Raw genomic sequence first — 26,825 nt, 5'->3', positions numbered from 1 at the left:
AGCTGACGCAGCCACAGACTGGCAACTCGCACAAAATAGAAAGCCGCCGGAGCAATCCGGCGGCTTTTTTTGTCTCTTTACATTGCTCGGGCGCCCGATGACAGACGCGCGAACCCTCAGAGGATTACAACCAGGGAGCGGCAGTCGGCCCGTGGTGCAGGCCCAGTTTCCAGACCCGGCCGAAGTGCTTGTAGTGACCGGCTGCGACGCCAGCCTTCTCGCCCATGCCGTGGTAGAGATCGAGGTGCCCCTTCTTCACCGCCCCGCCCACATCCAGCGCAATCAACAGCCGCAGCTGGTGCTTGCCGGTCCAGTTGCCCTCTTTGTCGAGCAAGGGAACTTCAGCGAGGATCGGGGTCCCCATCGGCAGCAGGGTCTTGTCGGCGGCAACGGCCGCCATCGGCAGTAGCGGAATACCGGCAGCACCGATCACGTCGTTGGTCGGGCGGCGCTCGAAGAAGACATAGGAGGGGTTCTGCTCCACCAGCTCCTTGACGCTCTCCTCCGGCTGTCGGTTGGCCCACTCCTTGATGGCCTTCATCGACATCTGCTCTTTGGGCACTTCACCGCGGTCGATCAGTACCCGACCGATACTCACGTAACCGTGGCCGTTCTTGCCGCTGTAGCCCAGATACTGCAGCCGATCGTCATCCCCGTAGTGGACAAAGCCCGAGCCCTGCACATCCATCAGGAAGTTGTCGATAAGGGATTTGCTGTAACCCAGCTCCAGCCCGCGGTTGGCCAGGGCCCCCTGATGGATCTCGGCCCGAGTCGGACAGCGACCGCCACATTTGGGCATGGCATAGATGGGATATTTGTACTTGGCATCCGGGCGGTGGCGCACTTCCAGCACCGGCGAGTAGTAACCGGTAAAGAGCACGTTACCCATGCGATCAGCACCGCCCAGCTGAGCCAGGCTGATACCGTAACGGGTGATGTCGGCAGGGTTGCCACCGCCCGCGACCCAGCGGGAGAGCTGGTGATAGAGCTCGCCATAACGGCGGGTCATTTTGCCGGAGCGCTCCAATACCAGTCTGCTTTGCGGGCCAAACTTGCTGTAGTCGGCATGCGCACGGCTATTGACTCGCTCCACCCTCACCAGATCCTCTGGCAAGGTTCCGTCCAGATACTGCTTGCCCAGATTTTCCGGCACCTCGCAGTTAAGAAAGCATCTGTTGTCGGTCTGTTTTTTGGGCACTTTTGCTTTGTCAGAGTTGCCCGCACAACCGGCCAGTCCCAGCACTGCGGCGGTCAGCCAGTACGCGTGTTTGTTCATATGTCCTCATATAACGCCAAGAGCCATGCTCGGCGGGGAAGATGCCAAATTTGCAGGGGGAAAGCAAACGACATCAATCACTTGAAGCAGGATTTCTCCAAAGGGGATCCGCTGGGTTATAACAAGGTGACAAGATGTGCGAGGTGATGGATGGAACAGCTCGAAATATTCCCGCTGCAGAGCCCCTGCATCGGGGTCTGCGAAGTGAACAACAAGGGCTACTGCAAGGGGTGCCTGCGCAATCGCGAAGAGCGTTTCAACTGGCTCACCATGACCCCTGCCCAGCAACAAGAGGTGATGCGCCTGTGCCGGGATCGCAAACGCCGGGTCGAGGCTGCCCGCCGCAAGGCACAGGAAGGCGCGCCCAATGAACCGCAAGCACAGCCCGGCTGGGATTTTTAAACTCAGCCTACCTGCAATCCCCACCTCACAACTCACCTATATCACCAGCAAAACAAAAAGCGGCACGCAGGCCGCTCTTGGTTATGACGTGTTGCCGGGTGGCAAGGCTTATGCCGTGGCCAGTTTCGCCTGCTCTTCGCCGCGCTTGAGCATGGCGTAGGAGACACCGGTCAGCAGCGAGCCTGCCGCAATCGCCACGATATACATCATGACGTTGCTGATGGCGTGCGGGATAAAGAGCACGAACAGACCGCCGTGGGGAGCCATCAGCTCACAGCCGAACAGCATGGAGAGCGCCCCGGTCAGGGCACCGCCGACCATGCAGGCCGGGATGACCCGCATCGGATCCTTGGCGGCAAACGGGATGGCGCCCTCAGAGATAAAGCACAGGCCCAGCACGAAGGAGGCTTTGCCCGCTTCCTGCTCCGCCTTGATGAACTTGGTGCGAGCCAGGAAGGTCGCGATCCCCATCCCCAGTGCCGGCACCATACCAGCGGCCATCACCGCAGCCATCGGGGCGTAGGTTTTGGAGGCCAGCAGGCCGACACCGAAGGCGTAGGCCGCCTTGTTGACCGGGCCGCCCATGTCGAAGCACATCATGGCGCCGATGATGACGCCCAGCAGCACGGCGTTGGCAGAGCCCATGTTGTTGAGGAACTCGGTCATGGCATTCATGATGCCGGCCACCGGGCCACCCACCACATAGATCATCACCAGACCGGTAAAGAGGCTGGCAAAGAGCGGAATGATCAGGATGGGCTTGAGCGCTTCCAGAGTGGTCGGCAGGCGCACCTTGTCGCTCAGGTATTTGGCGCTGTAACCGGCCAGGAAACCGGCCACGATACCGCCGAGGAAACCGGCGCCCAGCGAGCTTGCCAGCATACCGCCGATCATGCCGGGAGCGAGACCCGGGCGGTCAGCGATGGAGTAGGCAATGTAACCGGCCAGCACCGGGATCATCAGGGCGAAGGCTGAGCCACCACCGATCTTCATCAGCGCGGCGGCCAGAGTGCCTTCCACCTTGAACGCTTCGATACCGAATACGAACGAGAGCGCGATGATAAGGCCGCCCGCCACCACCATGGGCAGCATGAAGGAGACGCCGGTCAACAGGTGCTTGTAGGGGCCGGCTTTTTCCTCTTTCTTGGGCTGGCTGGCACCACTGTGGCGATAGAGTGTCGCCTCGTTCCACGCCTTGTCGAGCTCGGCGCGGGTTTTCTTGAGCGCCGCGCCCGTGCTGGTACGATAGACCGGCTTACCGTCAAAACGGGCCATGTCCACCTCGATATCGGTGGCGAGGAACACCAGATCGGCAGCCGCAATCTCCTCGGCGGTCAGAGCGTTCTGGGCACCGACCGAGCCTTGGGTCTCGACGCGGATCTGATAACCCAGCTGTTTGGCCATGGTCTCCAGCGCTTCTGCCGACATAAAGGTGTGGGCCACCCCGGTCGGACAGGCGGTCACTGCCACGATACGCTTGCCAGCGGCGGTCGATTTGGCGGCAGCAGGCGCGGCTTGATGGCGATAGAGGCTGGCGCCGCTGGTTGCAGCTTCCAGCAAGGCAGCCGGACCTTGCAGGGCGAGATCCATGCTGCCCTGATAGACCCGCTTGCCATCATAGGCAGCGAGATCCACCGGGGCACTGGCGACAACCAGCACCAGGTCGGCGGCGGCAATCTGCTCTTTTGAGGGGATCTGGCGCGGTTGCACGCTGGAGCCGACGTCGAGGGTGAGTTCCCAGCCAGCCAGTTTGGCCTGCTGTTCTATCCGTTTTGCAGCGAGAAAGCTGGTGGCAATGCCCGCAGGGCAAGCCGTAACCAAGATTGCTTTCATTGGGCATCTCCTGAGTTTTCCATTGAGGGGGTATTGCATTGAACCGGTGCCAGCTCATCCAGACGCTCTACGCGCACCTGTTCAAGCAAGGGGTTGAGCACATCGATATCGTCAAAGCCGACCGCCACCTGACTGACCGCCAAGGCCGAGACGGCGGTGGCCAGCCGCAGGGTCTGCTCCGGCGCCCAGCCAAGGCTCAGACCATGGGCAAGACCGGCCACCAGGGAGTCGCCAGCACCAACCGTGCTGACCACCTGCATCCGCGGTGGAATGGCTTGCCAAACGGCATCTGTGGCAAACCAGATAAGGCCATCAGCGCCGTTGGAGATCACCACGTTGGGGATGCCGCTTGCCTGCAGCGCGCGGGCACACTCGGCCTGCTCGCTCAGGGTCTTGATGGGGCGGCCCGCCCACTGGCTCAGCTCCTCCAGATTGGGTTTGACCAAGGTCGGCGCCGCCTTGATCCCTTCGCTTAAGGCTGCACCGCTGCAATCAAAGATCACCTGCTTGCCCTTGGCCTTGAGCAGGCGGATCAGATGGGCGCAGTAATCGGGGGCCACCCCTTTGGGCAGGCTGCCCGCCAGCACGAACCACTCGGCGTGAGGAGCCAATTTGTCGATGGCCTGCTCCAGCGCGCTCACTTCCCCTTGCTGGATGGTGAGCCCCGGCAAGTTGAGATCGGTAACCCGACCGGACTGTTCGGAGATCTTGACGTTGATGCGGGTGCTGCCCACGACACGGACAAAGTGATCATCAAGCGTCCGCTCTGCAAACAGGGAGACAAAGCTCTGCTCATTGTCAGCGCCCAGCCAGCCTGTGACGCCCACGTCTCTGCCAAGATCTTTGAGCACCATGGCGACGTTGATCCCCTTGCCGGCGGCACGCAGGTTGGCTTCGCTCACCAGATTCACCTCGCCCAGGCTCATTGCCTCTAGACGAGTGGTGAGATCTAGGGCGGGGTTAAGGGTAATGGTAACAATTTTCATCAATGCGCCCCCTCGCCGAGACCAGCGGCGATGGCCTCACCGATCCCCTTGAGAGCCGCTTCGGCATCTGCCCCTTCGGCGCGAAACGACAGACGATGCCCGCACTTGACCCCAAGGCCGATCACCTTCATCAGGCTCTTGGCGGAGACTGCCTCGCCGCTGCCATCCAGATTGGCAACCCGGATGTCGGATTCAAACTCTTTGGCCACCTTGACCAGCATGGCGCCCGGGCGGGCGTGCAGACCGTGGGGGTTGATGATGGTGAAGGTTTCGGAAAGACCGCTCGCGGGGCCCGCTTGCAGCATGGCCAGTCCCTCGCCGCCCGCAAGAGTGGCAAGTTGACCGGCAGCCGCCAGTTTGGCCAGATTCTCCAGTTGCGGCAGATGACTGCTATCTGCGGCGCACAACAGCAGCATGGCGTTGACCGGCAGATCCCCTGTCATGAGGGGGCTACTCGGGGTAGCCAGCACCCAGCCGGTCTGGGCCGATGCTGTTTGCTGAACATTGGCTCGCGCCAGCCAGATTCCCTCGCCCAGATAGGCGGGATCGCTTGCCAACAGGGCGCTTACCATGGCGGCATCGCCCCAGCCCGCCGATTTGGCGCGGGCGGCTGCTCCCAGCAGCAGTTGGTCGCCATCATCGGCCGGGAAGTCAGCTAGGGTCAGGTATTGCACCTCTTTCGCGGCAGTGGCGCCAGTCAGGATGTTGATGATGGTGTCGGCATCGGTGGCCTCTTTGAGCTGAGCTGCCGCCTGCTCGTCACCCAGCACATGGGTGAGCTGGCGCAAAATGCCCAGATGTTCGTCTGACTTGGCGGCGATGCCGATGGCGACGTAGGCGATCTGCCCCTCCTCCCACTCGATACCATTGGGGAACTGGGCCACCATGACGCCGGTGCTCTTCACCAGATGACGGGTGTCGGTGGTGCCGTGGGGAATGGCGATGCCGCTGCCAAGATAGGTGGCATGCTGCACTTCACGGGCCAGCATCCCATCCACATAGCCCGCTTCCACCAGACCGGCTTCGGTCAGTTTGCCTGCCAGCAGGGCAATGGCGTCCGACTTGGTCGCCACCGACTGCCCCAGCAAGATCTGCTCTCGCGCCAACTTCAACATAGAGACTCTCCATCAGGTTCCGGCCACGCCGGTACGTCACAATTGAACATTCGGGTAACTCGCCAGCTGACAATAGACCCGATCGCGGTTCACTGTGATCGGGGCCCGATTTTCAGGCCACTGGGTCTCTTCGCTGCTGACAGGCTGAATCGTTTCACTTACACTCAGACTGAATCGTTTCAGCGAATTGATCAAGTACCCACAAAGAGTGCTTTTCAATGATATGATCCCGCGCACACTTTTCGGTGCCCTCACCCGGCAGTGACCGTGGGCCTTGCAACTCAAACAGAGCCAATATGATGAAACTGGATGAAATCGCCGCCCTCGCCGGTGTCTCGCGCACCACGGCAAGCTATGTGATCAATGGCAAGGCCGATCAATACCGCATCAGTCAGGCCACCCGCGACAAGGTGATGGCCGTTGTCACCGCCCATAACTATCAGCCGGACAGCCGCGCCGCCTCCCTGCGTGGCGGCCAGACCAAGACCCTCGGCTTTATCCTGCCCGACCTTGAGAACGCCAGTTACGCCAAGCTGGCCAAACGGCTGGAACAGGGGGCGCGGGCGCAGGGCTATCAGCTGCTCATCGTCTGCTCGGAAGATGATCCTGCCACCGAAAAAGAGCTGGCCCAGATGCTGGTGAGCCGCCATGTGGATGCCCTGCTGGTGGCCAGCTGCCTGCCGCCGGACGATCCCTTCTATGGCAACCAGCAGGCGCAGGGGGTGCAGATCCTTGCCATCGACCGGAGCATGGCGGCCGATCGCTTCGTCACCGTCGCCAGTGAAAATGAGAAGGCGAGCTATGACCTCACCGCCTCCCTGCTCACCCCGGCCATCCGCCATATCGCCTTGATCACTGCACTGCCTGAGCTGACGATCAGTCAGGAGCGCAAAGCCGGTTTCGAGCAGGCGGTCACCAGTCACAGCGCGGCTCGCCACCTGTGCGAGGGAGATCACTTCTCCCGCCTTGAGGGGCATCGCCTGATCAAAGATCTGCACCAGCAGCTGGGCCAGTTGCCCGAGGCACTGATCACTACCTCCTATATCCTGATGGAGGGGGTGCTGGACTATCTATTGGAACAAGAGATCGATATGAGCCAGCTTGCCATGGCCACCTTCGGCGACGATCGGCTGCTCGACTTCCTCCCCTTTGGCATCAACTCCCTGCCCCAGCAGCACGACGCGCTGGCGAGCCAGGCGCTGGAGCTGGCACTCAAGGCGGTGAACGGCGAATACCAGAGCGGTCTGCACTATGTGAGCCGCACCCTCAAGCGCCGCCGCTAACCTGACCGCAGCAGACCCGATTTGCTGTCAATGGGTGGGTAAAACGAACAGATGACAATAAGGCTGCCAGGATTGGCAGCCTTATTGTTTTTCCCCACAACCCTACCCGCCCGTTTTGCTTTCTCTACCGTCTGGCCGACTAAACAACCGGCCTCCACACTCCTTTCACCCCGCAACTAAACGCCAACGCCACGACAAGGCACTCCCCCATCCGTGCTGCAACCACTTGGCTGACCTGTATCAATGAGCCCCTGCCAGTCATTTTTTCGGTGCTTTTTTCTGCAATTAGCTACCGCTGTCATCATTTATTTCCACTTATTGCCACAAGCCAGCACAAGATCCGTATAAAAGGGGTTGTTTCCGCTATTTTGATCCGCTAACGTGGCAACCATATTTTACAACTGACAGGTTTTAGGTACAGATGTTCCCGTTCCGATATTGCTAGCCTCCGGCCCTATCACCGGAGGCACCTTCTGATAACGCCAATCGGCCCCCTTTTGTTGACGTTAATGCTGACATCGTCTGTTTGCACTGACACCGCTACGTTCGGATGGATAACATGAATACCAAAACTCTGGGTTGTACCCTGTTGATTGCCGGCACCACCATAGGTGCCGGCATGCTGGCCCTGCCGCTGGCCTCCTCCTCCCTCGGCGGCCCCGCCACCCTGATGTTGATGGTCGGCCTCTGGGCCCTGATGGCCTTCACCGCCATGCTGCAGGTGGAAGCGAGCCTTGCCACCGGCAAGTGGTACCTGCACCAACTGGCGGACCATCTGCTCGGCCCATGGGGCAAGCGCATCGCCTCCTTCTGTATCCTGATGCTGTTCTACTCGCTGGCCTCCGCTTACATCAGCGGCGGTAGCAGCCTGCTGGCACAGGCGCTGGCCGATGCGGGCATGACCCTCAGCCAAGAGCAGGCCGCCTGGGCCTTTACCCTGCTGTTTGGCGGCATGGTCTGTGTCGGCACCCGCTCGGTGGATTACCTCAACCGGCTGATGTTCACCGTCAAACTGGTGATCATGGTGGTGGTGCTGGCGTTGCTGCTGCCCCGCACCGAAGGGCAGCATCTGCTCTCGATGCCGCTGGGTCAGGGCCTGTTGCTGGCGGGCCTGCCGGTCATCTTCACCTCGTTCGGCTTTCACGGCTCCATTCCAAGCGTGATGCTCTACCTCGGTGACTGCCCCAAGCAGCTGCGCCGGGTCTTTGTCTGGGGCTCTGCCCTGCCGCTGATCCTCTATGTGCTGTGGCAGGTGGCAATCCTCGGTCTGCTCGGCCAGCAAGCCCTGCTGCAAACCGGCGGCGCGCTGGACAGCCTGCTGGCCAACGTCGGCAAGCTGGTGAGCTGGCCTGCGTTTAATCAGGCGATGCACCTGTTTGCCGATCTGGCACTCGCCACCTCCTTCCTCGGGGTGACGCTGGGACTGTTCGACTTTATGGCCAAGGTGACCCGCCGCAAGGACAACTGGCAGGGCCGCACCCAGACTGGCCTTATCACCTTCGTGCCGCCATTGCTGTTTGCCCTCTACTTCCCGCAGGGCTTTATCATGGCGCTCGGCTACGCTGCCATTGCGCTGGCCATCCTCGCGGTACTGCTGCCGGTAGCGCTGGTGTGGCAGAGCCGCAAACAGGCTCCCGCCCACCACTACCGCGCCCCGGGTGGCGTGGTGGCGCTGGGAGTGGCCGCCGCCATGGGCGTGCTGATTGTCGGCGTCCAGATCAGCGTCAGCCTTGGAATGCTGCCCGCGCTCTGATCCTTGCCGCGATTCAATGCTCAACTCCAAATAGCAAAAGCCCCGCCAATCAGATTGGTGGGGCTTTTTATTGCAAAAGAAATGCACGCTATCAGCTTATAGCTGGCTTTGCTGTCATAGGCACCATCCGCATAAACACATCCCAACTTGAACCGAAATGGGTTGAGCAAGGTAGGCAACATCTCGGTATCATGGACATTTTCCAACGAGACTTGTGCTGCCACGATATTGTTAGTGGCCGGGTCTATCGCCAGATGCAACTTGCGCCACACTCTCCGCTTCTCGGCGCCGTGTTTTCTGACCTTCCACTCGCCTTCGCCAAACACCTTCAGCCCGGTTGAATCGATAACCAGGTCGGTAATGCCTTCCTTTGGGGGCTGTCGATAAGCCTCTGTCACCGTGCTTACCCGCTTGCTGGCACCGCTATAGTCCGGCAGACACAGCGGCCGCGCACAAGGAGTAGAGTACTCCCTGAGTGGCCAGCAGAGTGAGGCTGAAATTCCCCTTGAGCATCAAAGGTGCAGATGCTCTGGTCGCTGTAGAGCTGGCTGCGACCCCGTAGCCCGTGATGGTCTTGGTGAAACCTGTTGAGCATGGCCTCGGTATCAACCAAAAAGGTGAGTGAACCACGATTAATCAAAAACTTGTTGTATTGAGGCCAGTTGGTGATGGGATGAAGCGACGTGCCCATAATGCAGACTTGAAGAGGATGGATCACCAAGTCCTCAGTTAGTTCCATTCAAGCGGTATCGATCTGGGAAACAATGTCCGTAATAGAGCCAAGCCTGACCTGTCCAGCTGTTTCATATTTGAAAAACCACATGCAGAAGTTCGTGAACATAAACTGCAGAAGTTCATTTTTCTATTATATTTAAATCACTTGCTGAATAATTCAAACAACCTAACTCGAGCCTGAAAAGCTCACCCATGTAGAAAGCCCCCACCAACAGACCATAAACAAGCCGCACTCGCTCACCCCGCCCCAGCAGTACGCCGAGCAATACCTCGCCGCTGGCAGAATCGTCCCCATGCCAGAAGCACCAGAGGGCTGCCTCCACTACATCCAGCCAACTGGCATGGCCCAGCTGATTGCGTGACTTGCGCCGCCAGCTACCACGCGCCACGGGGCAGCTATTCGGGGATGTGGCCGCAATATCGTGCCTCACACTCTGATCTATGACGGGATCCGCTGGATGCCTCCCCTCACGGCCGGGAGCAGGAGCTAGAGTGGAACACTCAGGTGACAGCTGTAGTCGTTCCCAATCCAGGCCTCAGCGAGGGTCAGCAGGCAATCATTGCCAGAGACAATACCATGACAGGGAACAAGCAGTTGATTAACCAGCGCATCCCTTTGATGCACTACGCATTGGAGCGGATGCAGGTGAGCTATAACGGCGAACACCAGCAGCATCCCCTGCTCTACCCGCTGGTGCTGGCAAATCAGGAGGAGCTCATCCAGCAAGGCTGTACCTTCAAGCTCAAGAGTGCGGATTTGCTGACACAACTCAGCTCGGCTGACAGACACAAGAGTAACAACGGGTAAAGGGAATGAAATTCAAAAGAAAAATTCCCGAGCAATGCTCGGGAATTTTTATTAGATAAGAAGCGACCGCATTAGGGTCACGTGTCAGCACACACTTTACTGACAAGCGCCTAGCAGCTTCCAAGGACCACCTTGGTCCGGCTGGTTATTGGTGTTCCACCACTTGGCCTCATAGATGTTGCCGACATAGGTCGCCTTGTCACCGGTGTTGTACACCTGAGTGCTGTTCCAGGAGTCCGGACAGGCACTACCCTTCTCGAAGCTCACTTCAAGGCGGTGATTGGCCGCCAAGCTGGGGAAGGTATAAGCGCTCGCCACCGGCTGGGCCGCGCCATCGACGGTGATACTCTTCACTCGATATCCGGGATCAGGAATGAACGCGACTGTCAGTGCACTTCCCCCTTTTGCCTGAATAATACCTGCAGTATCCGGTGCAGGAGAGATAGTGCCACCGATGCCGACGACACTGGCACGAATGTCAAACATCACGGGAATATCGATCGTTACCTCTTTGTACTGACCGCTGAAGCCGGAGAAGTTACGTTCAGAGAGACTCTTCACATCGGTATTGCGCAGGATAACGATCTTCTTGTCACCCTTTGCAAACGGCTCGAGCAAGGTCAGCTCGGTGTTGGCACCATTTTGAGTCAACTTTACAGCAGAAAATGGCACTGGCTGATTGCTTGGAACGGTCAGCACCGTTTTTTGCGGATTGAAGCTGTTCACCACCAGCGACATATTCCAGCCCCAGGTTTTGTGATCAAGCGGCACGATAAAACCCAGACGATCAAAGCTGCCGGTCACGTTGAGGAACATATCAGGCGACAGGTCGGCCAACGTCAACCCCATCAGCTCATACGAAGCATAAATGCCGCCGTCATCGGCTTGGGGACCAATCACCACCGAAGAGCTAGTCTCATAAGCTTTGAGATGCTTGAACCCAATCCCCGACGAACCCTCGATACGATCCACCTTGGGATCAAACTGGGCGACGACCTGCTTGCCTGAATTCCACGCCAGCGTGTACACCATAGACTGAATGATCACTTGTGAAGGATTGGCCAGTACATCGCCAGCATTGATGTTGTTCAGAATGATTTTTTGTCCGGCCACATCTATTTCAGCGCCATTTTTCCCCTGAGTGACCACCATGGACGCCAGAGGTGATTCGCCGGACCAGCCACGTAGCACGATCTTATCCTTGCCGATAACAAAGTCGGTAACCGTGGTGATAGAGCCCTTCTGCTCATTGAGTAGCAGCTGGTTTTTGCCACCCCCCAAGATAACGGTGTCATTCCCCCACCCCGCCATCAGAACTTCATCGTAAGGGGAGCCTTGAGTGACGCTGTCACCCGGTACATCAAACAGCGTGTTGTAACCGCCAAACTTATGCACATATTTGGTGATACAAGTTCCCTGCTCGTCACACGTGATCTTGTCTTTGGTCAACAGCTCGGCGGTTCCCCACGCTCCACGCAAGTGAGCAGCGGCCAGGATACCGGACATAGTTGCCTTGACCGTTACCTGCTGCCCGTTATCATCCGTATCGGTCCAGCTTTTCGACAAGGCCTGTGCCCAGGTCATATTGGCATCTTGTAGGAGCTTGCTGATGACCTTGTAGTTGAAGTGCATGACATCCCGGATCACCAGCTCCTGTTTATCGGGCTTGATGAAATCGGTGAAATTGTTGACCCCGTTCTTGCCGATAAAATGCCCTTGCCAGCGGTTAATATCCGTTACGTACACCTGATTACCGCCTGATCCCGGGATTTCAGCCAGCGCCTCAGTTTTACAACCTATCCAGGTCGAATCGGGCACAAACATATAAAAGCTGTCGTATTCCTTACCTGCAATCTGTACTGTCGGCGGACTGTAATAGCCAGCATCTATCATTACCGCCTCACCCAGTTGATACCCGACAAATCCCCACGCGTTCATCGAGCTATACTGCATCAACTTGAACATGCCCGGGTCATGCGGGGTATTTTCGTTATAGATGCTGCCAAGACCCAGCTTGGTAAAATACTGTTTTATCGTGGTGGGTTCTTGCACCATAGTCCCTGTGGCGCAGTCCCTGACCAGTCGACCAGGTTTGGTGACCTTGGCGTAGGTATAAACGGGGTTATCCAGATTATCGAGGTAAAACTGGCTCTGTGCCGGATTGATACCGGACTCAAAATTTCTGAGACTATCGAGAAATTCCTGCATTCCTCCAGTTGAGGCTGATGCCGTGGTCGCAAAAAATATGCTCCCTAATAACGGAATACTTAATCCATGTTTCATCGAGCAACTCCTGATTAATGATATAAGCCTATCTCACCAACATAAAAAGTGAGGTGTAAAGAACATAATTAGTATTTATATATCGTCGAACTAGATCTTTATAGGCGAGCCAAATTCTGGCATGGGAGCATTAAAGAATTTGGCAACACTGGCCCCTACATCAGATAAGGTATCACGAACACCTAACTCAAGCCCCTTGGATTTATGGCTGAATAACAATATTGGCACCATTTCTCTTGTATGAAGAGAATGTCCGATAAAGGGATCGTTGCCATGATCAGCCATAACAATCAAGAGGTCGCTTATGGACATAACGTCCAAGATCTTTGATAATCCGGCATCAGCTCTCTCGAGCGTATTCCAGTAACGTTCAGCATTTTGTTGGTGACCGGAAAGATCCGTTTCCTGAACATTGAGGCAGAAAAATGCATTATCTTCCCGAACAACATCCCGCAGCAATAAATCAAACAGTGTATTGGTATCGACTACTCCTGGATATGAAACACCGTGTTCATTCTCTACGATATCGGCGACCTTACCATATAAGAACGTCTTGATTCCAACCTGATTAAGACAGTGTGGCACTTGTGTCGATGGATCAACTCCATAGCCAAGGTGAATAACCTTAAATCCGTTATTATAGGCTCCGGAACGTGGAGCATTGACCCCAATAAATGCTATGTTTCCGTTTTTATCTGGTTTGGTTTCTATGGCTGAATAGATGTCATCCATTGAATCAATCAGTCCACCAAACGCTATGTTTCGTCCAGCATCATTATATTTCCTGACTACTCTTCCGATTTTCACGACGTCATCGAATGATATCAAGTTCAAATTGGCTGTAATGTTATAAACCTGTCCCAACTCGGCCTCAAGGTTATCCCCGATCACGACACAGCTGTTGACCTCCAGTAGGGCAAGCGCATCGCGATATATTCGGTTGACCTGGTATCCTGCGGCAATCAACCCTGCCTCTATCTTTTCGATATATGTACTAAAGGGGGCTTGTAGCGGTGCTCTCGGTTTGGTCCCCATGATCTCTTGATGCCCCATAAAGGTGTCACACCCTTCATGGCCCAGCATTGACTTACCCCAGTTTGCAGCCTGGCTACGTTGCATCACTGAGTTGACGGGATACACCGTATTCAACAATCCAAGCCGTGCCAACGTCGGCAGATGTTTATCTGAAAAATGCTCAATGAGCTTTCTTGCTGTATTGGCACCGTGATCCTGTGGTCGCTCGGCCAGTACATCCGGCATTTCGCCGATACCAAAGCCATCGAGGACGACAACAATAAACCTTGCCATAATCCCTCCCTTACAACTCTCGCCCTTGCGAATCATAGAGTCCGATGATTTTCGGGGTCCCTGTCGATATTCCTGAAACCAGCGCAACATCACTCCTGGTCACAAACACCTGGGAACGGAAAGCCATAATAACGGGTGTGCCGACGGGACACGTTCCCGCCAACTGGATGTGGTAATCGATGCTGCCATCATCACCTGCCACAAATGGCATGAAGCGTCCGTGTGGATCTGAGCCATCCATTGCCAGTGCGCCACGAATACGTCCACGCCGATAATATCCACCACCATAGCAATAACTATTTCCGTTATGCTGATGAGATATCTCGCTCAAATAAAGCATTGCAATCTTTTCTGGCTGATCCCCATTCTGATTTGATGGAATTGTACCGGTCAAAGCATGTCCCGGTTCGCCATGCGTCCCACCTCGTGAGGCAATTAGCGGTATTGTTTCACAACTAGTTGAAGACGGAACATTGACCTGTGTTATCCGGCAACCCATTCGCTCAGCCTGCTCTTTGGCAATCATCGTTGTCCTGAAATTATGTGTGGCCACGGTCACATCTTTATCTTCATCATAGAGAAAGCTGGGAAAATGAGTGACCCCCGCTATAGCGATATTCGGTAGTGCTGACAATGATTGGATAACCTCATCCAGCTCACTTAGTAAAAATCCAGACTCCTGACTGGGATAGATAATGTCACCATGCTGATAAAACTTGACCATAATCTTTTGAACTACATTCGCATTAACTGCAGCAGATGAAATCTCCTTGGCCTTTTCAATAGAATAAACGGTTATAATCTCTGGTTTGGTGACACTCACCAATTCATGGACTATCCCAGTAGGTGGTTGAACCAAATGCCCAACATGACTAACATTTATTCCCAGATCTGAATAATGGCGTGCTTCTTTGAAATCAACACAGACAATACCATCATAACCTAACTCATCGATCAGCAATTTTGCTAAAACGGGATTGCGTCCAAATTGCTTCGTCATCGCATAGAGTGTGATCCCATACTCATCTGCAGTTTTCTTGATCACCCTCGCATTTTCAACAAACTGGTCGACATCAATAATATAAGTGTCAGGCAAAACCTGGTTGGATTTTAATAATTCAGCTGCACACTCTATAAATCTCGGATTTTGTCTTTTCAAAGCATCAAGAAACATCTTCGCTCACCTTATAAATGTAGCTTACCCGGCCCGATAGTTTTCAGGCTGTCAAACCGGGTGACCCTGGGGTCAGATATTAAAAAGTCCGACGATATGGAAAATATTGAGTGCAACACCAGTTAATATGGCAGCGAGAGCCGGAGCAGCTATTTTTAGTACAGGACGGCCCATCACCTCATTGAGGAAGAACAAGATAGTGAAAATGGTAATCCCGGTGGTCCCACCCATTTTCATCACCGCCAGTACCCCACCGATCAGGAGTGCAAACTCCATCAGCGTGTTCATCGAATTACGGATATTATCCGAAGCATTACGAATAGACGGAAATTGTTCCAGGAAATGGCCGATCCGACGCAGCAAGAATACTTCCGCACAAATGGTCAGGGCCCCCAGCCCCGCAGCAACAGGTACGTTAGGTGAGAGATAACCAACCACAAACACAAAAGTCATCCCGACCACACCATATACACCAGTGGCCAGTGCAGTGGTCGCAATCAGAGGTACGAACCCAAGCCCGCGCATGAATTCAGAAAGAGCAACCTGGTTGATTGCCGTCTGCTGCGCGACAGGATCGGTCAACTTGTAGGCATCGGCAAGCGGATAGATAGAGACTTCAGAACCAGCAAAATAACCAGCGTTGACAACCACAGCTACCAGCGCACCGGTTGCAGCCAGGAACGGCAGGTTTTTCATGATGCGCTTGGTGCGTTCTTCAAACAAACTGTGCATACCCGACATATCAGGCGGCGCGATACCATTTTTCTTATCGTTGATGTCTTTGTATATGGCAGTCCCCACCAGCATCATCATCCCAACGAAAATTTGCAGGGACTCAGGATAAATAGTGGTAAATTTCATCGTGGCCAGCCGAGCCAGCACAATAACTGCAGCCGAAATAGCACCAGCTTTCCAACCGAACTGATAAAAGATGGCGAGCAGCGGAAACAGTGCAAAAGCGGTCATCACTGGCGTACCCAATTCACCTAACGCACCAACCGCATCGACAGGCAAGCCTGTCAATACAGCATTCACACCGGAAAGAGAGGTAACAACCAGAATCCCCCACAAACCGCCAGCTAATGCGGCTTGCCAGCGCCGAGCCATCATCACACCAAGAATGTCGGTCGGTAAAAAGAGCAACCAAGGGTTTAGAAGACCAGTGGAAAGCGTAAACGAAATACCGACTGAGGCGACGAAACCAATCGACAAGCCAAACGCCACGGATCCCGCATCACGCCGTGACATATTTCCTTCGACGACTTGGGGTAGAATCGGCCTGATCCCGTCATGAAATACCGATGCACTCATATTGGCCAACAGAGCTGTCATGGCACACAACAGAGTGACTAACCCTAATTGAATAATATCCATCTTTGTGCCCTCAATTGGCAGCAAGCTTGGTAATTAATAACGGAATGGCGTGTTCGACATGTTCCACTGAAAGACCAAACGCCACCTTGCCCTCTTGAATAAACTTCTCCACCTCTTCGGACTTAGCTTTGATGGAAGGTTTAGCAATAGTGCAACTTTTCGGATAACCGATAATAGCGATAGCGATTGATAGTGCAGCCCCAGCACCGGTATTACAACACCCGATGTAATAATCCAGGACTCCCGCTTTTACCTTCATGGCGGCATCCATGTCATTGAGAATATGACATTCAAACTCCCCCGGTGCAGCTTGTTCAATCTGTGCCTTTATCTGCTCACGTTGCAATCCAGCAATCCCTATTTTTTTCATTTTTATATCCAGCCTCATTTAAAAAAGTGGTAAGGGGTAAGACGTAACATTTGTTCTATTTGAGTTTTACTAATACCTGATTCAAGTAACTGTGGAATAAAACTTTCCACCAGATAACAAAATCCAAGGCCTCCATTTTTTTTAAGGTGTGATTTTCTAGTTATATCCATAGACAGCATGACTCTATCCAACAAATTCCTGCTAGCCAATTCTTTCAGCATGTTGATTCTCGACGAATCTGGGAAGTAACTGTTCTTACCGATAGTGTCAAACTGAACATGACAACCCTGTTCGATCAACCACAAGATGTCATCCAGATTATTTTTAAGATCGCAATGACCGATAGTGACCCTTTCCATTGCGACCGCATACGACTTGAATAACTTCACCTGTTCTCTTGCCATGGTGCTCATGGAAAGGTGGGTCGAGATTGGGCGGCCGGTCTCATAATGCGCCATTGCTGCAGCTTCAAAGACTTTTCGCTCGGTTTCGGTAAATGCGTTCTCGCTACTACCAATTTCCCCAATGACACTAGCTTTAAGTGCACTGTCATCGATACCCACCGTGATTTCATGCACCATCTCACCGCATATCTCGCGAGCTGACATACGGTATAGCTTCTCGGGGAAGAAACCTTCGATGTAATAACCTGTCGACATCAGGATATTCATGCCGGTATCTTGCATTATATTTTCAATAAAATGAGGATTTCTCCCCATAAAACGATTTGTCATCTCGATGAGATTAAGCACTCCATGCTGTTTGAGTGCAACAAGCTCATCCCGGATCGACGCATAACTATCAAGAAGACAATCTTCATCCCTTTTCTGTGAGGATAGGTCAATGTGCAGATGTTCATGACAATAGGTGTAACCATCGAGGCTAATCGACATTACATACCCTCCTGACATGAGTAGTGCAGTGATAAAAGATTACTCAACATAAATGACTTTTCACTCTCCGGAGCTGTCGCAAGATCAATTTTATCAAGCAGTCTTCTGTTGAGAACATCAATATCATGGAAGAATGGATCTTCCTGTACTTCATCAAACAGGGTTGGATCCATACCTTGCTCTATTGGTGTTCCTGACTTAATCCGATCAAATGCCCTGGCCAGATGGACAATCATCATCTGGAATTGCTCATTATCATCACCAACTGGAAAATTTTCCCTGAGGTCTTCCATTACCAATAAACATGCTTTTAATGCATCATGACTGATCACATCGGCTGACCGGAGTAACTGTAATCGCGCTATCACTGCATATCTCCATATTCAAATATTAATAACTTGGTATCAACTTCCCTTCAATTACTAAACGCTGATGGACCAACAGTTGATGAACATCAAGTAACTTACTAATTAGCTCGCAGACATGCTGGCGCTGGCGACTGACAAGAACTACCGCCTGGGATGCTTGGCGACATTCATCAATATGCTGGAGCGATTTTTCGCACAGCCCCGATACATTCATATCGATGGCCTCGGGCAACCACACGACCGCATCTATCTGCCCGGAAACGAGATAACTCAAGCTGTTGGAATAGTTGATCTCGACAATTTCAATTTCTCTTCCTGCAAACGCCTTCTCGGTCAGAATTCGCTGATCAGGAGATGCCGGATCGACCCCTACGCGTTTGATAGTCTCATATTCGTTTTCCCTATAAATCAATCGATGCTCGAGTGAATAGGACTCAGCCCCCAGATCCGCCAGGATCTTCACGCTACCACCCAATGTTCCAGCAGCAAGCTTGGACATAATGGCTAAGTCATAGACACCCTTTTTCAAGCATTCGGCACGGACATCAGCGCCGCGCATATGGGCAAAATAGAGTGGCAGGCTGCCAAGTTGCGCCTTCAATCCACTGGCCAGGCCCTCGTAGTGCTTTGTATAAGGCAGCGGCATGGCACACACCACATGGCTGATGCCGGAGTAACGGACAAGCTTTTGATAATCGAGTTGCCGAATATAAGTGCCATTACGCCCCTGCTTACTCAAGCTGACCGCCTTGTCATTTTCCAGCGTGGTAAACGCCTTCTGTATAAATCCAACCGATACACCGATCTCGTCAGACAAGGACTCTATCGTCCTCAGGCGGTCGTCAGGCTGGGTCGTCATGAGATACTTTGCAAGGCATATCACTGCCATGCCTTCTTTACTGATGTATGGGTTTGTCATCATTTATATCTTCATTATTTTGAACAAATGATACACCAGAGATTTCGCCCAAAACTAAACGATTGCTCAATTTTGTGAGCGCCTTCATAACAAATCGGATGAGAGAGGATCCTTGCAAAAAAACCACGGGCGCGACCCAAGAGCGCCATGTCTCCGACCGACTGAAGCGTTGGATCTAGTGACATAGTGAATTTGGCCACCTGATTGGCTGACTCCCCTCTAACTCTATGAGGTCTCTTTCCGCCCAATAAACCGCCACCTGCGCGGCTCGCCCTTCGTTCTGCCTGCGCTATGGTTTACCATGCACACAATTGTGGTGCCTGGCACCGCCCACCCAGGCGCTAGCCGCCGTCATCGGATACCTCATCTCGAGCAACATGAGCAAAACAGCACACGCGGGCAACGAGCCAACCTTCTACTTCCACGACTACGAGACCTTCGGCATCAGCCCCGCCAAGGACAGGCCGTCGCAGTTTGCCGGTATTCGTACCGATGCGGATTTCAACCTCATTGGCGAGCCGCTGGTCATTTATTGCAAACCGTCAGCGGACTATCTGCCGGATCCGGAGGCCTGCCTGATTACCGGTATCACGCCACAGAAGGCGATGAAGGATGGGCTGTGCGAGGCGGATTTCATTCGCCAGATCCACGAGCAGTTCGCCACGCCGAATACCTGTGTGCTTGGCTACAACAGCATCCGCTTCGATGATGAAGTGACCCGCTACACCCTCTATCGCAACTTCTATGACCCCTATGGCTACAGCTGGCAAAACGGCAACTCCCGCTGGGACATCCTCGACATGCTGCGGGCCTGCTACGCCCTGCGGCCGGAGGGGATCGAGTGGGCGTTTGACGATGAGGGTAAGCCGAGTTTCCGGCTGGAGAAACTGACGGTCGCCAACGGTGTGACTCACGCCAATGCTCACGATGCACTCTCGGACGTGCTGGCCACCATCGAGATGGCCAAGCTGGTGAAAAAAGCCCAACCCAAGCTGTTTGGTTATCTCTTTGATCTGCGTAACAAAAACAAGGTGAAGGCGCTGATTGACGTGGTAACCATGAAACCGCTGGTGCATGTCTCCGGCATGTTCTCCCCCTGGCAGGGTTGTGCAAGCTGGGTCTCGCCACTTGCCTGGCACCCCACCAACCAGAACGCGGTGATCATGGTGGATCTGACCCGTGACCCCACCCCGCTTATCGAGCTCACGAGCGAGGAGATCCGCGAGCGCCTCTACACCAAGAAAGAGGAGCTGGGGGATCTGGCGGGCATTCCGGTCAAACTGGTACACATCAACAAGTGCCCGGTACTGGCGCCGGCCGCCACCCTGACCGCGGAGCGCGCCGACGAGCTGGGCATCGATCGGGAGCAGTGCCGAAAGAGCCTGGATCTGCTGCGCGCCCACCCCGAGGTGCGGGAAAAACTGGTGGAGGTGTTCAATCAGGAGTTCGCCGGCAGCAATGAGAGCGACCCCGATACCCAGCTCTACGCAGGATTCTTTGGCCATGGAGACAAGTCCACCATGGATCTGGTGCGTGCCACCCCCGCGGATCTGCTGGGTGAGCGGGAGTTCGCCTTTACCGACTCCCGGCTGCCGGAGATGCTGTTCCGCTACCGCGCCCGCAACTGGCCACACACCTTGAGCGAAGCAGAGCAGAAACGCTGGCGCCTGCACTGCAGCGACTACTTCAGCCGCCGTCTGCCGGACTATGTGCCCCGTCTCGAGGCGCTGGCCGAGCAAAACCAGAGTAACGAACGGAACTTTGCGATTCTAAAGAGTCTTTATCACTATCTGGAAGATTTATGAGTTGTGAGTAGTTTCACAATAAATCCTTCCCGCCCATCCCCTTCTTCAGGTCATAATGACGAAGGGGATTTCCCCAAAAACCAATATCTTGCAACATCCTGAGCGGATGTCTCCCAAGCAAGAGATCTCTTTGGCCGAACGGAAGCCATTTGCTGATGCCTCGTCACCACGCACTGCTCGGATTACTGGCCCTGCTGCCGCTGGCAGCCAACGCCGCATACCGGTTCGATGTGCCGGATTATCTTGCTCGCCTGCCCGAGCAGACCTATCGCATCGTAGAACAGAACTTCAACACCCTTTATCAGCAGACTGATTTCACTCCCCTGATCACCAACAGCTACTTCAACGGCTCCCATCTCTACAAGTTTGTCGGGGTACCGCTGGCCATCAGCGCCCAGTCAGGTTTCCAGCTGGAGGTGTTTGGTCAGGTCTATAACCGCGCTTCGCAAGCCTATATGCACCTGAGCGAGGATATGTCCCTCTATCGGGTGATGCGGGTCGATCTGATGGGGAACCCCAATGATCAGTTGGCCATCGGTTTTGGTCTGGGGGTGCCCATCACCCCGTTGCTGACCCTCAAGGCGATCGCCTCCGGCAGTGATATCCCGGGCTATGGCTCAGCCAAATACGCCGTCGGTTTTGAGTGGCGTTACTGAAAAACGTGGCTGATAACCGCTGATTGAAACAATTCAGGCTCCGTAATGGAGCCTGAATTGTATGTGGTGATGTTGTGATCAGGTGTAGCGGATCACCCGCCCCTCGCCCCCTTGCAGGGTCACGGTTGTGCCGACTGCCTGCCCCTGCCAAAAATCGGTTCCCCCCTCCGGCAGCAGAAACTCCTGTGGTTGCCCCTCCCAGTTGAACAGACAGAGCAGAGTGCCCCCCTCGGGCAGGCTTACTTCGCCGCAGGCAAAGTCCATCGACTCGAAACGGGCAGAAGGTGTCCGAGCCGCGCAGAGTGTCAACAACTTGCACAGTTGCACCGCCTGCTCCTCATCGAGATCTTGCAGTCGATCACCGGCCAGCATCATGCCGCCACTTGCCACCAGCGCTGCCAGATGGAAACTGTAATCCGCCTTGCTGGCCTGCTGGGTCGGCAGATCCCGCAGACAGATGCAGTCGGGATCGAGGGCCCAGAGCTTGTCATTCTGCCAGGCGCGGCAGAAGGCTTCGCGAGCGATCTGGCGATAGCGATGGCCATTGCGCTCCACGTCATCACTCACCCGCATGCCGTGCACCAGCCCAAGGCTTGGCCAGATAGGGGCGTTGCAACCGAGCAGGAAGGCCCCTTCACCTGCACCACGCAGGATGGCGGCCATGCCGCGCCGATAGGCCTCAACCCGGGTGGCTGCCGGATCGTGGAAACGACCACCGTGGAGGGCGCCCCAGAAGTTGGCATCGAGCTTGAAATAGCGGATGCCCCACTGCTCGCGCAGGGTACGGAACACCTGTTCAAGGTGCGCCTGCACCTCAGGGTGGGTGCCGTCCAGCACATACCAGGGGGTGCAGCGCCAGCCGCCATAGGTGACCCGCTCGGAGGGGAGCGGCAGACCGTCATCCCCCTTCACAAACCAGTCGGGGTGATCCTGAAACACCTGTGAACCGGGCTCTGCGATAAAGGGAGCGACCCAGAGGGCGGGCTCGCAGCCAGCCTGTTTGATCTCCGCAGCCAATGCAGCAACGCCCTGCTCGAACTTGGCCGATGGAGTGAGCCAGTCACCCATTTTGGCCTGATAGCCGTCGTCGATCTGCACATAGCGCAGGGCCGGGAAACGCTCGGCACGCACCTGCAAGTTCTCGCGAATGTCGGCGGCGCTCACCTCGGCGTAGTAGTGATACCAGGAGCACCAGCCGCTCGGGCGCTCGCTCACCTTACCGATCAGCGAGCCGTGCTCGGCCTCGATCAGCCGTGCCAGTTCGGCCAGCAGATCTTCGCGCTCCGCCCCTTCGAGGCAGATCAGCGCCTCGCTCTGCCAGTGCTCACCGGCCGCAAGTTTTCGCCCTTCACAGTTCATCAGGATCTGCAGGCGACCATCGGGGTAGAGGCGAAACTCCCCGCCAAAACGGTGGCAGCTGGCAAAGGCGAGCAGCAGCCACCCCTTGCCATGCTCCACCAGCAACAGGTTGTGAATGGTGTGGTAGCCATTGTCATCGGTGATGCGATAGACGCTGGCATCGGGGCAACGGCCGACATGGTGCGGTGATTGCCAGCTACCCATGGTCTGGGCCAGCATCTGGAATCCTTCGCCATAGATGGCGCTCTCCACCGGCAGGCCAAGCTTGCCGTCAAACAGCACCCAGCGCTCGACCGGGGTGGCATCAGAACCGGTGTTGTCGAGTCGCACCCGACACAGGGGCCCTTCCCACTGACGGGTTTGCAGCAGATGGGGTGGCAACGCATTATCGTTCGCCAGCTGGCGAACTCGGGACAAGAGGGATCTCATCACTACTCCTTGTAGTTCGAAAAAGGGTTCTATCAGACGATGTTCAACAGATAATCTGCATACAAATCAGCTTCAAACGAACTGATTTCAGTTGTTATTGTTTTAATGCCGCGACCCGGCCTCTCTGGTAAACTGCAATTTTCCTTCCCAGTCGATGAGGTTCACGTGATCGCGCAACGCGCCTTGCTGTACTTTCGTGACTTTATGGTCATCGTCGCCTGCCTGCTGGCAGGCAAATCCGTGGCAGCCATCCTGCCGTTTGCGTTTCCCGGCAGCATCATCGGCATGCTGCTGCTCTTCGTTCTGCTCTCCCTGCAGCTGATCAAGCTGCATTGGGTCGAGCTGGGGGCAGGCTTGCTGCTGCGCCACATGGGCGTGCTGTTCGTGCCGGTTGCAGTCGGACTGGTGGCCTGGCTTGAGCCCCTGCGCCAATCCTTCGGCGTCATCATGCTCTGCATTGTGCTCGGGATCGTGCTGATCCTCGCCACCGTCGGTCGGCTCTACCAGAGGATGAACAAATGATCTTCTGGCTAGCCATTCCCCTGACCCTGGCGCTCTATTTCGCCACCCGGGCCCTCTATCGCCGCCTGCCCTGGCCCATCATCAATCCGGTGCTGGTGCCGACCGCGGTGATCATCGGCCTGCTGCTCTGGCTCGATCTGCCACTGGAGCAGTACGAGCGCGGCAGCAGCCCCATTACCATGCTGCTGGAGCCCGCAGTAGTTGCGCTGGCGCTGCCGCTCTATCAGCAGGCGCGCCAGATCCAGGCCAAGCTCAAGCCCATCCTAATCTGTACCCTCGCCTCCGTCTTGATCTCGGTGTGTACAACCCTGCTGATCGGTCACTTTATGGGCACAGATCCGGCGCTGCTCGCCTCATTGGCGACCAAATCCATCACCACCCCGCTCGCCATGAGCGTCAGCCAGTCCATCGGCGGCATTCCCGCCATCGCGGCCGCCGTGGTGGTGGTGGTGGGGATTGTCGGTGCCCTGATCGGCTACCCGCTGCTCAAACTGCTCAAAGTGACCGATCCGGAAGCGCAAGGGCTCGCCATGGGGGCCTGTGCCCACGCCATCGGCACCGCCACCTCCGCCGAGAAGGGGATCACCCAAGGGGCCTTTGCATCGCTGGCCATGGTGGTGTGCGGGATCCTCACCGCTGCCGTCGCCCCGCTGCTGTTTGCCATCTATCACTGGCTGATCTGATCACCCCATTGACCACCTGTTGACCATTCCGGGGGGCCCGCTGGCCTCTCGGGGTGCGACCTGCCGCACAATTTGCACAAGACAAACGTTTCCATTACCATCCCCCTCCGTTTGCCCATCAGGGCGTGAGCCTGCTCACACATTTACCCGAGCTTGCTCCCTACAATGGCCGCCCAATTGGCCTTTGAGGACACACTATGCATCCCCGTTTTGCCAAGCCATTCGATACCCTCTCTGCTCCGCTCAAAGCAGCCGTGCAGCCCATGCTGGATAGTGCCGACTTCAACGCCCGCTTCACGCCGGAGCAAGTCGCCACCCTGAAAGCCGCCACAGGTCTCGATGATCGCGCCCTGCGCCTCGCCCTGTTGCCGCTGGCAGCCGCCTGCTCGGTGGCGCCCATCTCCAAGTTTTATGTCGGTGCCATCGCCTGCGGCCTGAGTGGCAGCTGGTACTTCGGTGCCAACATGGAGTTTGCTGGGCAAGGTCTGTTCCACTCGGTTCACGCCGAGCAGTCCGCCATCTCCAACGCCTGGCTGGGTGGCGAGACCGGGATCTCTGAAATCACCGTCAACTACACCCCCTGTGGCCACTGCCGCCAGTTCATGAACGAACTGAGCACCGCCAAGATCCTGAAAGTCTCTCTGCCCGATGACCTGAGCGCCCTGCAATCCTTCCTGCCCCACTCGTTTGGCCCGGCGGATCTCGACATCACGGATGCGCTGATGAGCCCGCAGGATCACGCAGAGCTTGAGCTTCAAAGCGAAGACCCGCTGTGGCAGGCCGCGCTGACTGCTGCCCGTCAAAGCTACGCCCCCTATAGCCAGGGCTATGCCGCGGTGGCGCTGCAGTTTGCCGATGGTCGCATCTTCTCTGGCCGCTACGCCGAGAACGCCGCCTTCAACCCCAGCCTGCCGCCGATGCAGATGGCCTGCGCCCATGCGGTGCTTAATGGCGAAGATCTCGCCACCATCCGCCGCGCCGTGCTGCTGGAGAACAAAAACGGCCAGATCAGCCAGCGTGACTCCGCCCAGTCCACCCTCAAGGCGCTGGGCTCGGTCGAGCTGGAGTATCAGGCGGTCTGATCCCCGGCTTTGCTGCGATAAACGAAAGCCCCCGCACCTTGGTGCGGGGGCTTTTTACTTGGCCGTTTAATCGGGGGCAGCCCTTGATCTCACGGCTTGGCGCGGTTGATCACCCCGTCTAACAGATTACTGATCAGACAGGTTTCAGCCGCGCCGTGAAGTGGCGCAGCAGCGGCGGCTCGTAGTCAAAGGTGAGCCCGCGAATGTCGCTGGCCCGCGCTTTCACCGCGATCAGGCAGTCGGCCACATAGTCCATGTGATCCCGGGTGTAGACCCGGCGCGGAATGGTAAGACGCAGCAGCTCGAAGTCCGCCGCCTCCTGCTTGCCGGTGGCGGGATCGCGCCCGAGCAGCAGGGAGCCAATCTCCACCCCGCGCACGCCCCCTTCCAGATAGAGCTCGCAGGCGAGCGCATGGGCCGGAAACTGCTCGGCCGGAATATTGGGCAGCAGCTTTTTGGCATCCACAAAGACCGCATGACCGCCGGTGGGGGTCTGGATGGGGATGCCCGCCTCGGCCAGCCGCTCGCCGAGATAGGCCACCTGACTGATGCGATAAGTGAGATACTCCTCATCCATCCCCTCCCGCAGGCCGATGGCAAGCGCCGCCATGTCCCGCCCCGCAAGGCCGCCATAGGTGACAAACCCCTCCATCGCCACGCAGCGCACCTGCACCGTGCGAAACAGGTCGAGATCCTCTTTAAAGCAACAGAGCCCACCGATATTGACCAGCCCGTCCTTTTTAGCCGACATGGTGAAGATGTCCCCCAGCGCAAACATCTGGCGCACTATCTCCTTGATGCTGCACTTCGCATAAGCCGGATCCCGCTCCTTGATAAACCAGGCGTTCTCGGCAAAGCGGGCGGCGTCGATCACCACCGGAATATGGTGACGACGGGCCAGCGCCGAGACTGCCTCCATATTGGCCATGGAGACCGGCTGACCGCCGGCGCTGTTGCAGGTGACCGTGATGATGATGCCGGCCACGTTGTCGGCCCCCAGGGTCTCGATGGTGTCGGTCAGGCGAGGGAGATCAAAATCCCCCTTCCAAGCGTAGGGGGCGGTGGTGTCGAGGGCTTTCGGGGTGAGCAGGTTGATGGCCCGCGCGCCAGCCAACTCCACATGGGCCTTGGTGGTGTCAAAGTGGTAGTTGGAGATAAAGACCGGCGCCTTGCCCTTGCAGCGCTTGACCAGCTCGGGGAAGAGGATCTGCTCGGCCCCGCGCCCCTGGTGGGTGGGCATCACATGCTGGTAACCAAAAATGTCGCGCACCGCGCGCTCCAGCTCGACGAAGTTGCGGCTGCCCGCATAGGCCTCATCTCCCATCATGATGCCGGCCCACTGACGGTCGGACATGGCACCTGTGCCGCTGTCGGTCAGCAGATCGATATAGACATCCTCGGCCAGCAGC

At 56.0% G+C, this 26,825-nt stretch carries 23 protein-coding genes and 1 pseudogene; 9 read left to right on the top strand and 15 right to left on the bottom strand.

The features are described from left to right. Positions 1-124 precede the first annotated feature (124 nt). A complete protein-coding gene (mltA, locus tag AB5Y92_RS12365; RefSeq protein WP_368226877.1) occupies positions 125-1,276 on the bottom strand; it encodes a murein transglycosylase A in 1,152 nt (383 codons plus the stop codon). A gap of 150 nt (positions 1,277-1,426) precedes the next feature. On the opposite strand from mltA, the gene AB5Y92_RS12360 reads away from it, so the two are divergent. Next, the gene (locus AB5Y92_RS12360; RefSeq protein WP_064337974.1) at positions 1,427-1,678 is read left to right on the top strand and encodes a DUF1289 domain-containing protein; all 252 of its coding nucleotides are present in this window, start codon (positions 1,427-1,429) and stop codon (positions 1,676-1,678) included. A gap of 108 nt (positions 1,679-1,786) precedes the next feature. Here AB5Y92_RS12360 and fruA read toward each other — a convergent pair whose 3' ends face one another. Genes fruA through fruB form a run of 3 tightly spaced genes read right to left on the bottom strand, consistent with a single transcriptional unit; the run spans position 1,787 to position 5,612 of the window. Then, positions 1,787-3,511, bottom strand: a complete 1,725-nt coding sequence (fruA, locus tag AB5Y92_RS12355) for a PTS fructose transporter subunit IIBC (RefSeq protein ID WP_164536868.1) — start codon at positions 3,509-3,511, stop codon at positions 1,787-1,789. Beyond that, a complete protein-coding gene (gene pfkB, locus AB5Y92_RS12350) occupies positions 3,508-4,497 on the bottom strand; it encodes a 1-phosphofructokinase (RefSeq protein ID WP_368226876.1) in 990 nt (329 codons plus the stop codon). The genes fruA and pfkB overlap by 4 nt, the downstream gene beginning before the upstream one ends. Then, complete coding sequence (gene fruB, locus AB5Y92_RS12345; RefSeq protein WP_368226875.1) at positions 4,497-5,612, bottom strand: fused PTS fructose transporter subunit IIA/HPr protein; 1,116 nt, start codon at positions 5,610-5,612, stop codon at positions 4,497-4,499. The genes pfkB and fruB overlap by 1 nt, the downstream gene beginning before the upstream one ends. A gap of 296 nt (positions 5,613-5,908) precedes the next feature. Here fruB and cra point away from each other — a divergent pair, with 296 nt between their 5' ends. Then, positions 5,909-6,895, top strand: a complete 987-nt coding sequence (cra, locus tag AB5Y92_RS12340; protein ID WP_368226874.1) for a catabolite repressor/activator — start codon at positions 5,909-5,911, stop codon at positions 6,893-6,895. Positions 6,896-7,454: 559 nt separating this feature from the next. Then, positions 7,455-8,648 (top strand): aromatic amino acid transport family protein, encoded by a 1,194-nt coding sequence (locus tag AB5Y92_RS12335; protein WP_270658599.1) that lies wholly within the window; start codon positions 7,455-7,457, stop codon positions 8,646-8,648. Positions 8,649-8,734: 86 nt separating this feature from the next. Here the strand turns inward: AB5Y92_RS12335 and AB5Y92_RS12330 are convergent. After that, positions 8,735-9,339: pseudogene (locus AB5Y92_RS12330) on the bottom strand (IS5 family transposase); the annotation flags it as partial. Between the two features lie 621 nt (positions 9,340-9,960). Here AB5Y92_RS12330 and AB5Y92_RS12325 point away from each other — a divergent pair. Beyond that, positions 9,961-10,191, top strand: a complete 231-nt coding sequence (locus AB5Y92_RS12325; RefSeq protein ID WP_234916019.1) for a hypothetical protein — start codon at positions 9,961-9,963, stop codon at positions 10,189-10,191. Between the two features lie 96 nt (positions 10,192-10,287). On the opposite strand, the gene AB5Y92_RS12320 is transcribed toward AB5Y92_RS12325, so the two are convergent. The 8 genes from AB5Y92_RS12320 to yhfZ form a co-directional block, all read right to left on the bottom strand. Further along, positions 10,288-12,474 carry a carbohydrate-binding protein gene (locus AB5Y92_RS12320; protein WP_164536874.1) on the bottom strand — a complete coding sequence of 729 codons (2,187 nt, stop codon included), beginning with the start codon at positions 12,472-12,474 and terminating at the stop codon, positions 10,288-10,290. A gap of 90 nt (positions 12,475-12,564) precedes the next feature. Continuing rightward, the gene (locus AB5Y92_RS12315; protein ID WP_164536875.1) at positions 12,565-13,782 is read right to left on the bottom strand and encodes a phosphopentomutase; all 1,218 of its coding nucleotides are present in this window, start codon (positions 13,780-13,782) and stop codon (positions 12,565-12,567) included. A gap of 10 nt (positions 13,783-13,792) precedes the next feature. After that, on the bottom strand, positions 13,793-14,956 hold the full coding sequence (locus AB5Y92_RS12310; protein WP_113739468.1) for an alanine racemase: 1,164 nt from the start codon (positions 14,954-14,956) through the stop codon (positions 13,793-13,795). Positions 14,957-15,028: 72 nt separating this feature from the next. Further along, positions 15,029-16,330, bottom strand: a complete 1,302-nt coding sequence (locus tag AB5Y92_RS12305) for a YhfT family protein (protein WP_164536876.1) — start codon at positions 16,328-16,330, stop codon at positions 15,029-15,031. 10 nt (positions 16,331-16,340) lie between these two features. After that, a complete protein-coding gene (locus AB5Y92_RS12300) occupies positions 16,341-16,700 on the bottom strand; it encodes a DUF2620 domain-containing protein (protein WP_029303224.1) in 360 nt (119 codons plus the stop codon). A gap of 14 nt (positions 16,701-16,714) precedes the next feature. Next, positions 16,715-17,593, bottom strand: coding sequence for a phosphotriesterase-related protein (locus AB5Y92_RS12295; RefSeq protein ID WP_113739466.1), 879 nt, complete (start codon positions 17,591-17,593; stop codon positions 16,715-16,717). Continuing rightward, complete coding sequence (locus AB5Y92_RS12290) at positions 17,593-17,925, bottom strand: hypothetical protein (protein ID WP_139474136.1); 333 nt, start codon at positions 17,923-17,925, stop codon at positions 17,593-17,595. The genes AB5Y92_RS12295 and AB5Y92_RS12290 overlap by 1 nt, the downstream gene beginning before the upstream one ends. A 58-nt stretch (positions 17,926-17,983) precedes the next feature. Then, the gene (yhfZ, locus tag AB5Y92_RS12285) at positions 17,984-18,883 is read right to left on the bottom strand and encodes a GntR family transcriptional regulator YhfZ (RefSeq protein ID WP_201986655.1); all 900 of its coding nucleotides are present in this window, start codon (positions 18,881-18,883) and stop codon (positions 17,984-17,986) included. Between the two features lie 374 nt (positions 18,884-19,257). Here yhfZ and sbcB point away from each other — a divergent pair, with 374 nt between their 5' ends. Then, on the top strand, positions 19,258-20,685 hold the full coding sequence (gene sbcB / locus AB5Y92_RS12280) for an exodeoxyribonuclease I (RefSeq protein ID WP_368226873.1): 1,428 nt from the start codon (positions 19,258-19,260) through the stop codon (positions 20,683-20,685). A gap of 155 nt (positions 20,686-20,840) precedes the next feature. Beyond that, on the top strand, positions 20,841-21,341 hold the full coding sequence (locus AB5Y92_RS12275) for a hypothetical protein (RefSeq protein ID WP_005360277.1): 501 nt from the start codon (positions 20,841-20,843) through the stop codon (positions 21,339-21,341). A gap of 78 nt (positions 21,342-21,419) precedes the next feature. Here AB5Y92_RS12275 and AB5Y92_RS12270 read toward each other — a convergent pair whose 3' ends face one another. Then, positions 21,420-23,129, bottom strand: coding sequence for an alpha-galactosidase (locus AB5Y92_RS12270; RefSeq protein WP_368226872.1), 1,710 nt, complete (start codon positions 23,127-23,129; stop codon positions 21,420-21,422). A gap of 165 nt (positions 23,130-23,294) precedes the next feature. Here AB5Y92_RS12270 and AB5Y92_RS12265 point away from each other — a divergent pair, with 165 nt between their 5' ends. The 3 genes from AB5Y92_RS12265 to cdd all read left to right on the top strand — a co-directional run bounded on the left by AB5Y92_RS12265 (position 23,295) and on the right by cdd (position 25,416). Next, complete coding sequence (locus AB5Y92_RS12265) at positions 23,295-23,651, top strand: CidA/LrgA family protein (RefSeq protein WP_005333279.1); 357 nt, start codon at positions 23,295-23,297, stop codon at positions 23,649-23,651. Next, a complete protein-coding gene (locus AB5Y92_RS12260) occupies positions 23,648-24,334 on the top strand; it encodes an LrgB family protein (protein WP_042658234.1) in 687 nt (228 codons plus the stop codon). Before AB5Y92_RS12265 ends, AB5Y92_RS12260 begins: the two co-directional genes overlap by 4 nt. 197 nt (positions 24,335-24,531) lie before the next feature. Then, positions 24,532-25,416, top strand: coding sequence for a cytidine deaminase (cdd, locus tag AB5Y92_RS12255; protein WP_257123091.1), 885 nt, complete (start codon positions 24,532-24,534; stop codon positions 25,414-25,416). A gap of 133 nt (positions 25,417-25,549) precedes the next feature. On the opposite strand, the gene AB5Y92_RS12250 is transcribed toward cdd, so the two are convergent. Then, positions 25,550-26,825, bottom strand: a 1,276-nt coding sequence (locus AB5Y92_RS12250; RefSeq protein ID WP_368226871.1) for a tryptophanase, incomplete at its 5' end; no start/stop codon positions are given.

It is taken from the genome of Aeromonas sp. R1-1, assembly GCF_040908495.1.
Taxonomy (GTDB): Bacteria; Pseudomonadota; Gammaproteobacteria; order Enterobacterales; family Aeromonadaceae; genus Aeromonas; species Aeromonas veronii.
Note: the sequence above shows the minus strand (reverse complement) of the source record. Positions and strands in the feature narration are given on the sequence as shown.

Bases quoted from the DNA above. Each gene is read 5' to 3' on its own strand.
- AB5Y92_RS12300 (WP_029303224.1), bottom strand. From the start codon at position 16,700: ATGAAAAAAATAGGGATTGCTGGATTGCAACGTGAGCAGATAAAGGCA.
- AB5Y92_RS12260 (WP_042658234.1), top strand. From the start codon at position 23,648: ATGATCTTCTGGCTAGCCATTCCCCTGACCCTGGCGCTCTATTTCGCC.
- AB5Y92_RS12360 (WP_064337974.1), top strand. From the start codon at position 1,427: ATGGAACAGCTCGAAATATTCCCGCTGCAGAGCCCCTGCATCGGGGTC.
- cra (WP_368226874.1), top strand. From the start codon at position 5,909: ATGATGAAACTGGATGAAATCGCCGCCCTCGCCGGTGTCTCGCGCACC.
- cdd (WP_257123091.1), top strand. From the start codon at position 24,532: ATGCATCCCCGTTTTGCCAAGCCATTCGATACCCTCTCTGCTCCGCTC.
- AB5Y92_RS12320 (WP_164536874.1), bottom strand. From the start codon at position 12,474: ATGAAACATGGATTAAGTATTCCGTTATTAGGGAGCATATTTTTTGCG.
- fruB (WP_368226875.1), bottom strand. From the start codon at position 5,612: ATGTTGAAGTTGGCGCGAGAGCAGATCTTGCTGGGGCAGTCGGTGGCG.
- AB5Y92_RS12270 (WP_368226872.1), bottom strand. From the start codon at position 23,129: ATGAGATCCCTCTTGTCCCGAGTTCGCCAGCTGGCGAACGATAATGCG.
- AB5Y92_RS12315 (WP_164536875.1), bottom strand. From the start codon at position 13,782: ATGGCAAGGTTTATTGTTGTCGTCCTCGATGGCTTTGGTATCGGCGAA.
- AB5Y92_RS12295 (WP_113739466.1), bottom strand. From the start codon at position 17,593: ATGTCGATTAGCCTCGATGGTTACACCTATTGTCATGAACATCTGCAC.
- mltA (WP_368226877.1), bottom strand. From the start codon at position 1,276: ATGAACAAACACGCGTACTGGCTGACCGCCGCAGTGCTGGGACTGGCC.
- AB5Y92_RS12325 (WP_234916019.1), top strand. From the start codon at position 9,961: ATGACAGGGAACAAGCAGTTGATTAACCAGCGCATCCCTTTGATGCAC.
- sbcB (WP_368226873.1), top strand. From the start codon at position 19,258: ATGAGCAAAACAGCACACGCGGGCAACGAGCCAACCTTCTACTTCCAC.
- yhfZ (WP_201986655.1), bottom strand. From the start codon at position 18,883: ATGATGACAAACCCATACATCAGTAAAGAAGGCATGGCAGTGATATGC.
- pfkB (WP_368226876.1), bottom strand. From the start codon at position 4,497: ATGAAAATTGTTACCATTACCCTTAACCCCGCCCTAGATCTCACCACT.
- AB5Y92_RS12335 (WP_270658599.1), top strand. From the start codon at position 7,455: ATGAATACCAAAACTCTGGGTTGTACCCTGTTGATTGCCGGCACCACC.
- AB5Y92_RS12305 (WP_164536876.1), bottom strand. From the start codon at position 16,330: ATGGATATTATTCAATTAGGGTTAGTCACTCTGTTGTGTGCCATGACA.
- AB5Y92_RS12275 (WP_005360277.1), top strand. From the start codon at position 20,841: ATGCCTCGTCACCACGCACTGCTCGGATTACTGGCCCTGCTGCCGCTG.
- AB5Y92_RS12310 (WP_113739468.1), bottom strand. From the start codon at position 14,956: ATGTTTCTTGATGCTTTGAAAAGACAAAATCCGAGATTTATAGAGTGT.
- fruA (WP_164536868.1), bottom strand. From the start codon at position 3,511: ATGAAAGCAATCTTGGTTACGGCTTGCCCTGCGGGCATTGCCACCAGC.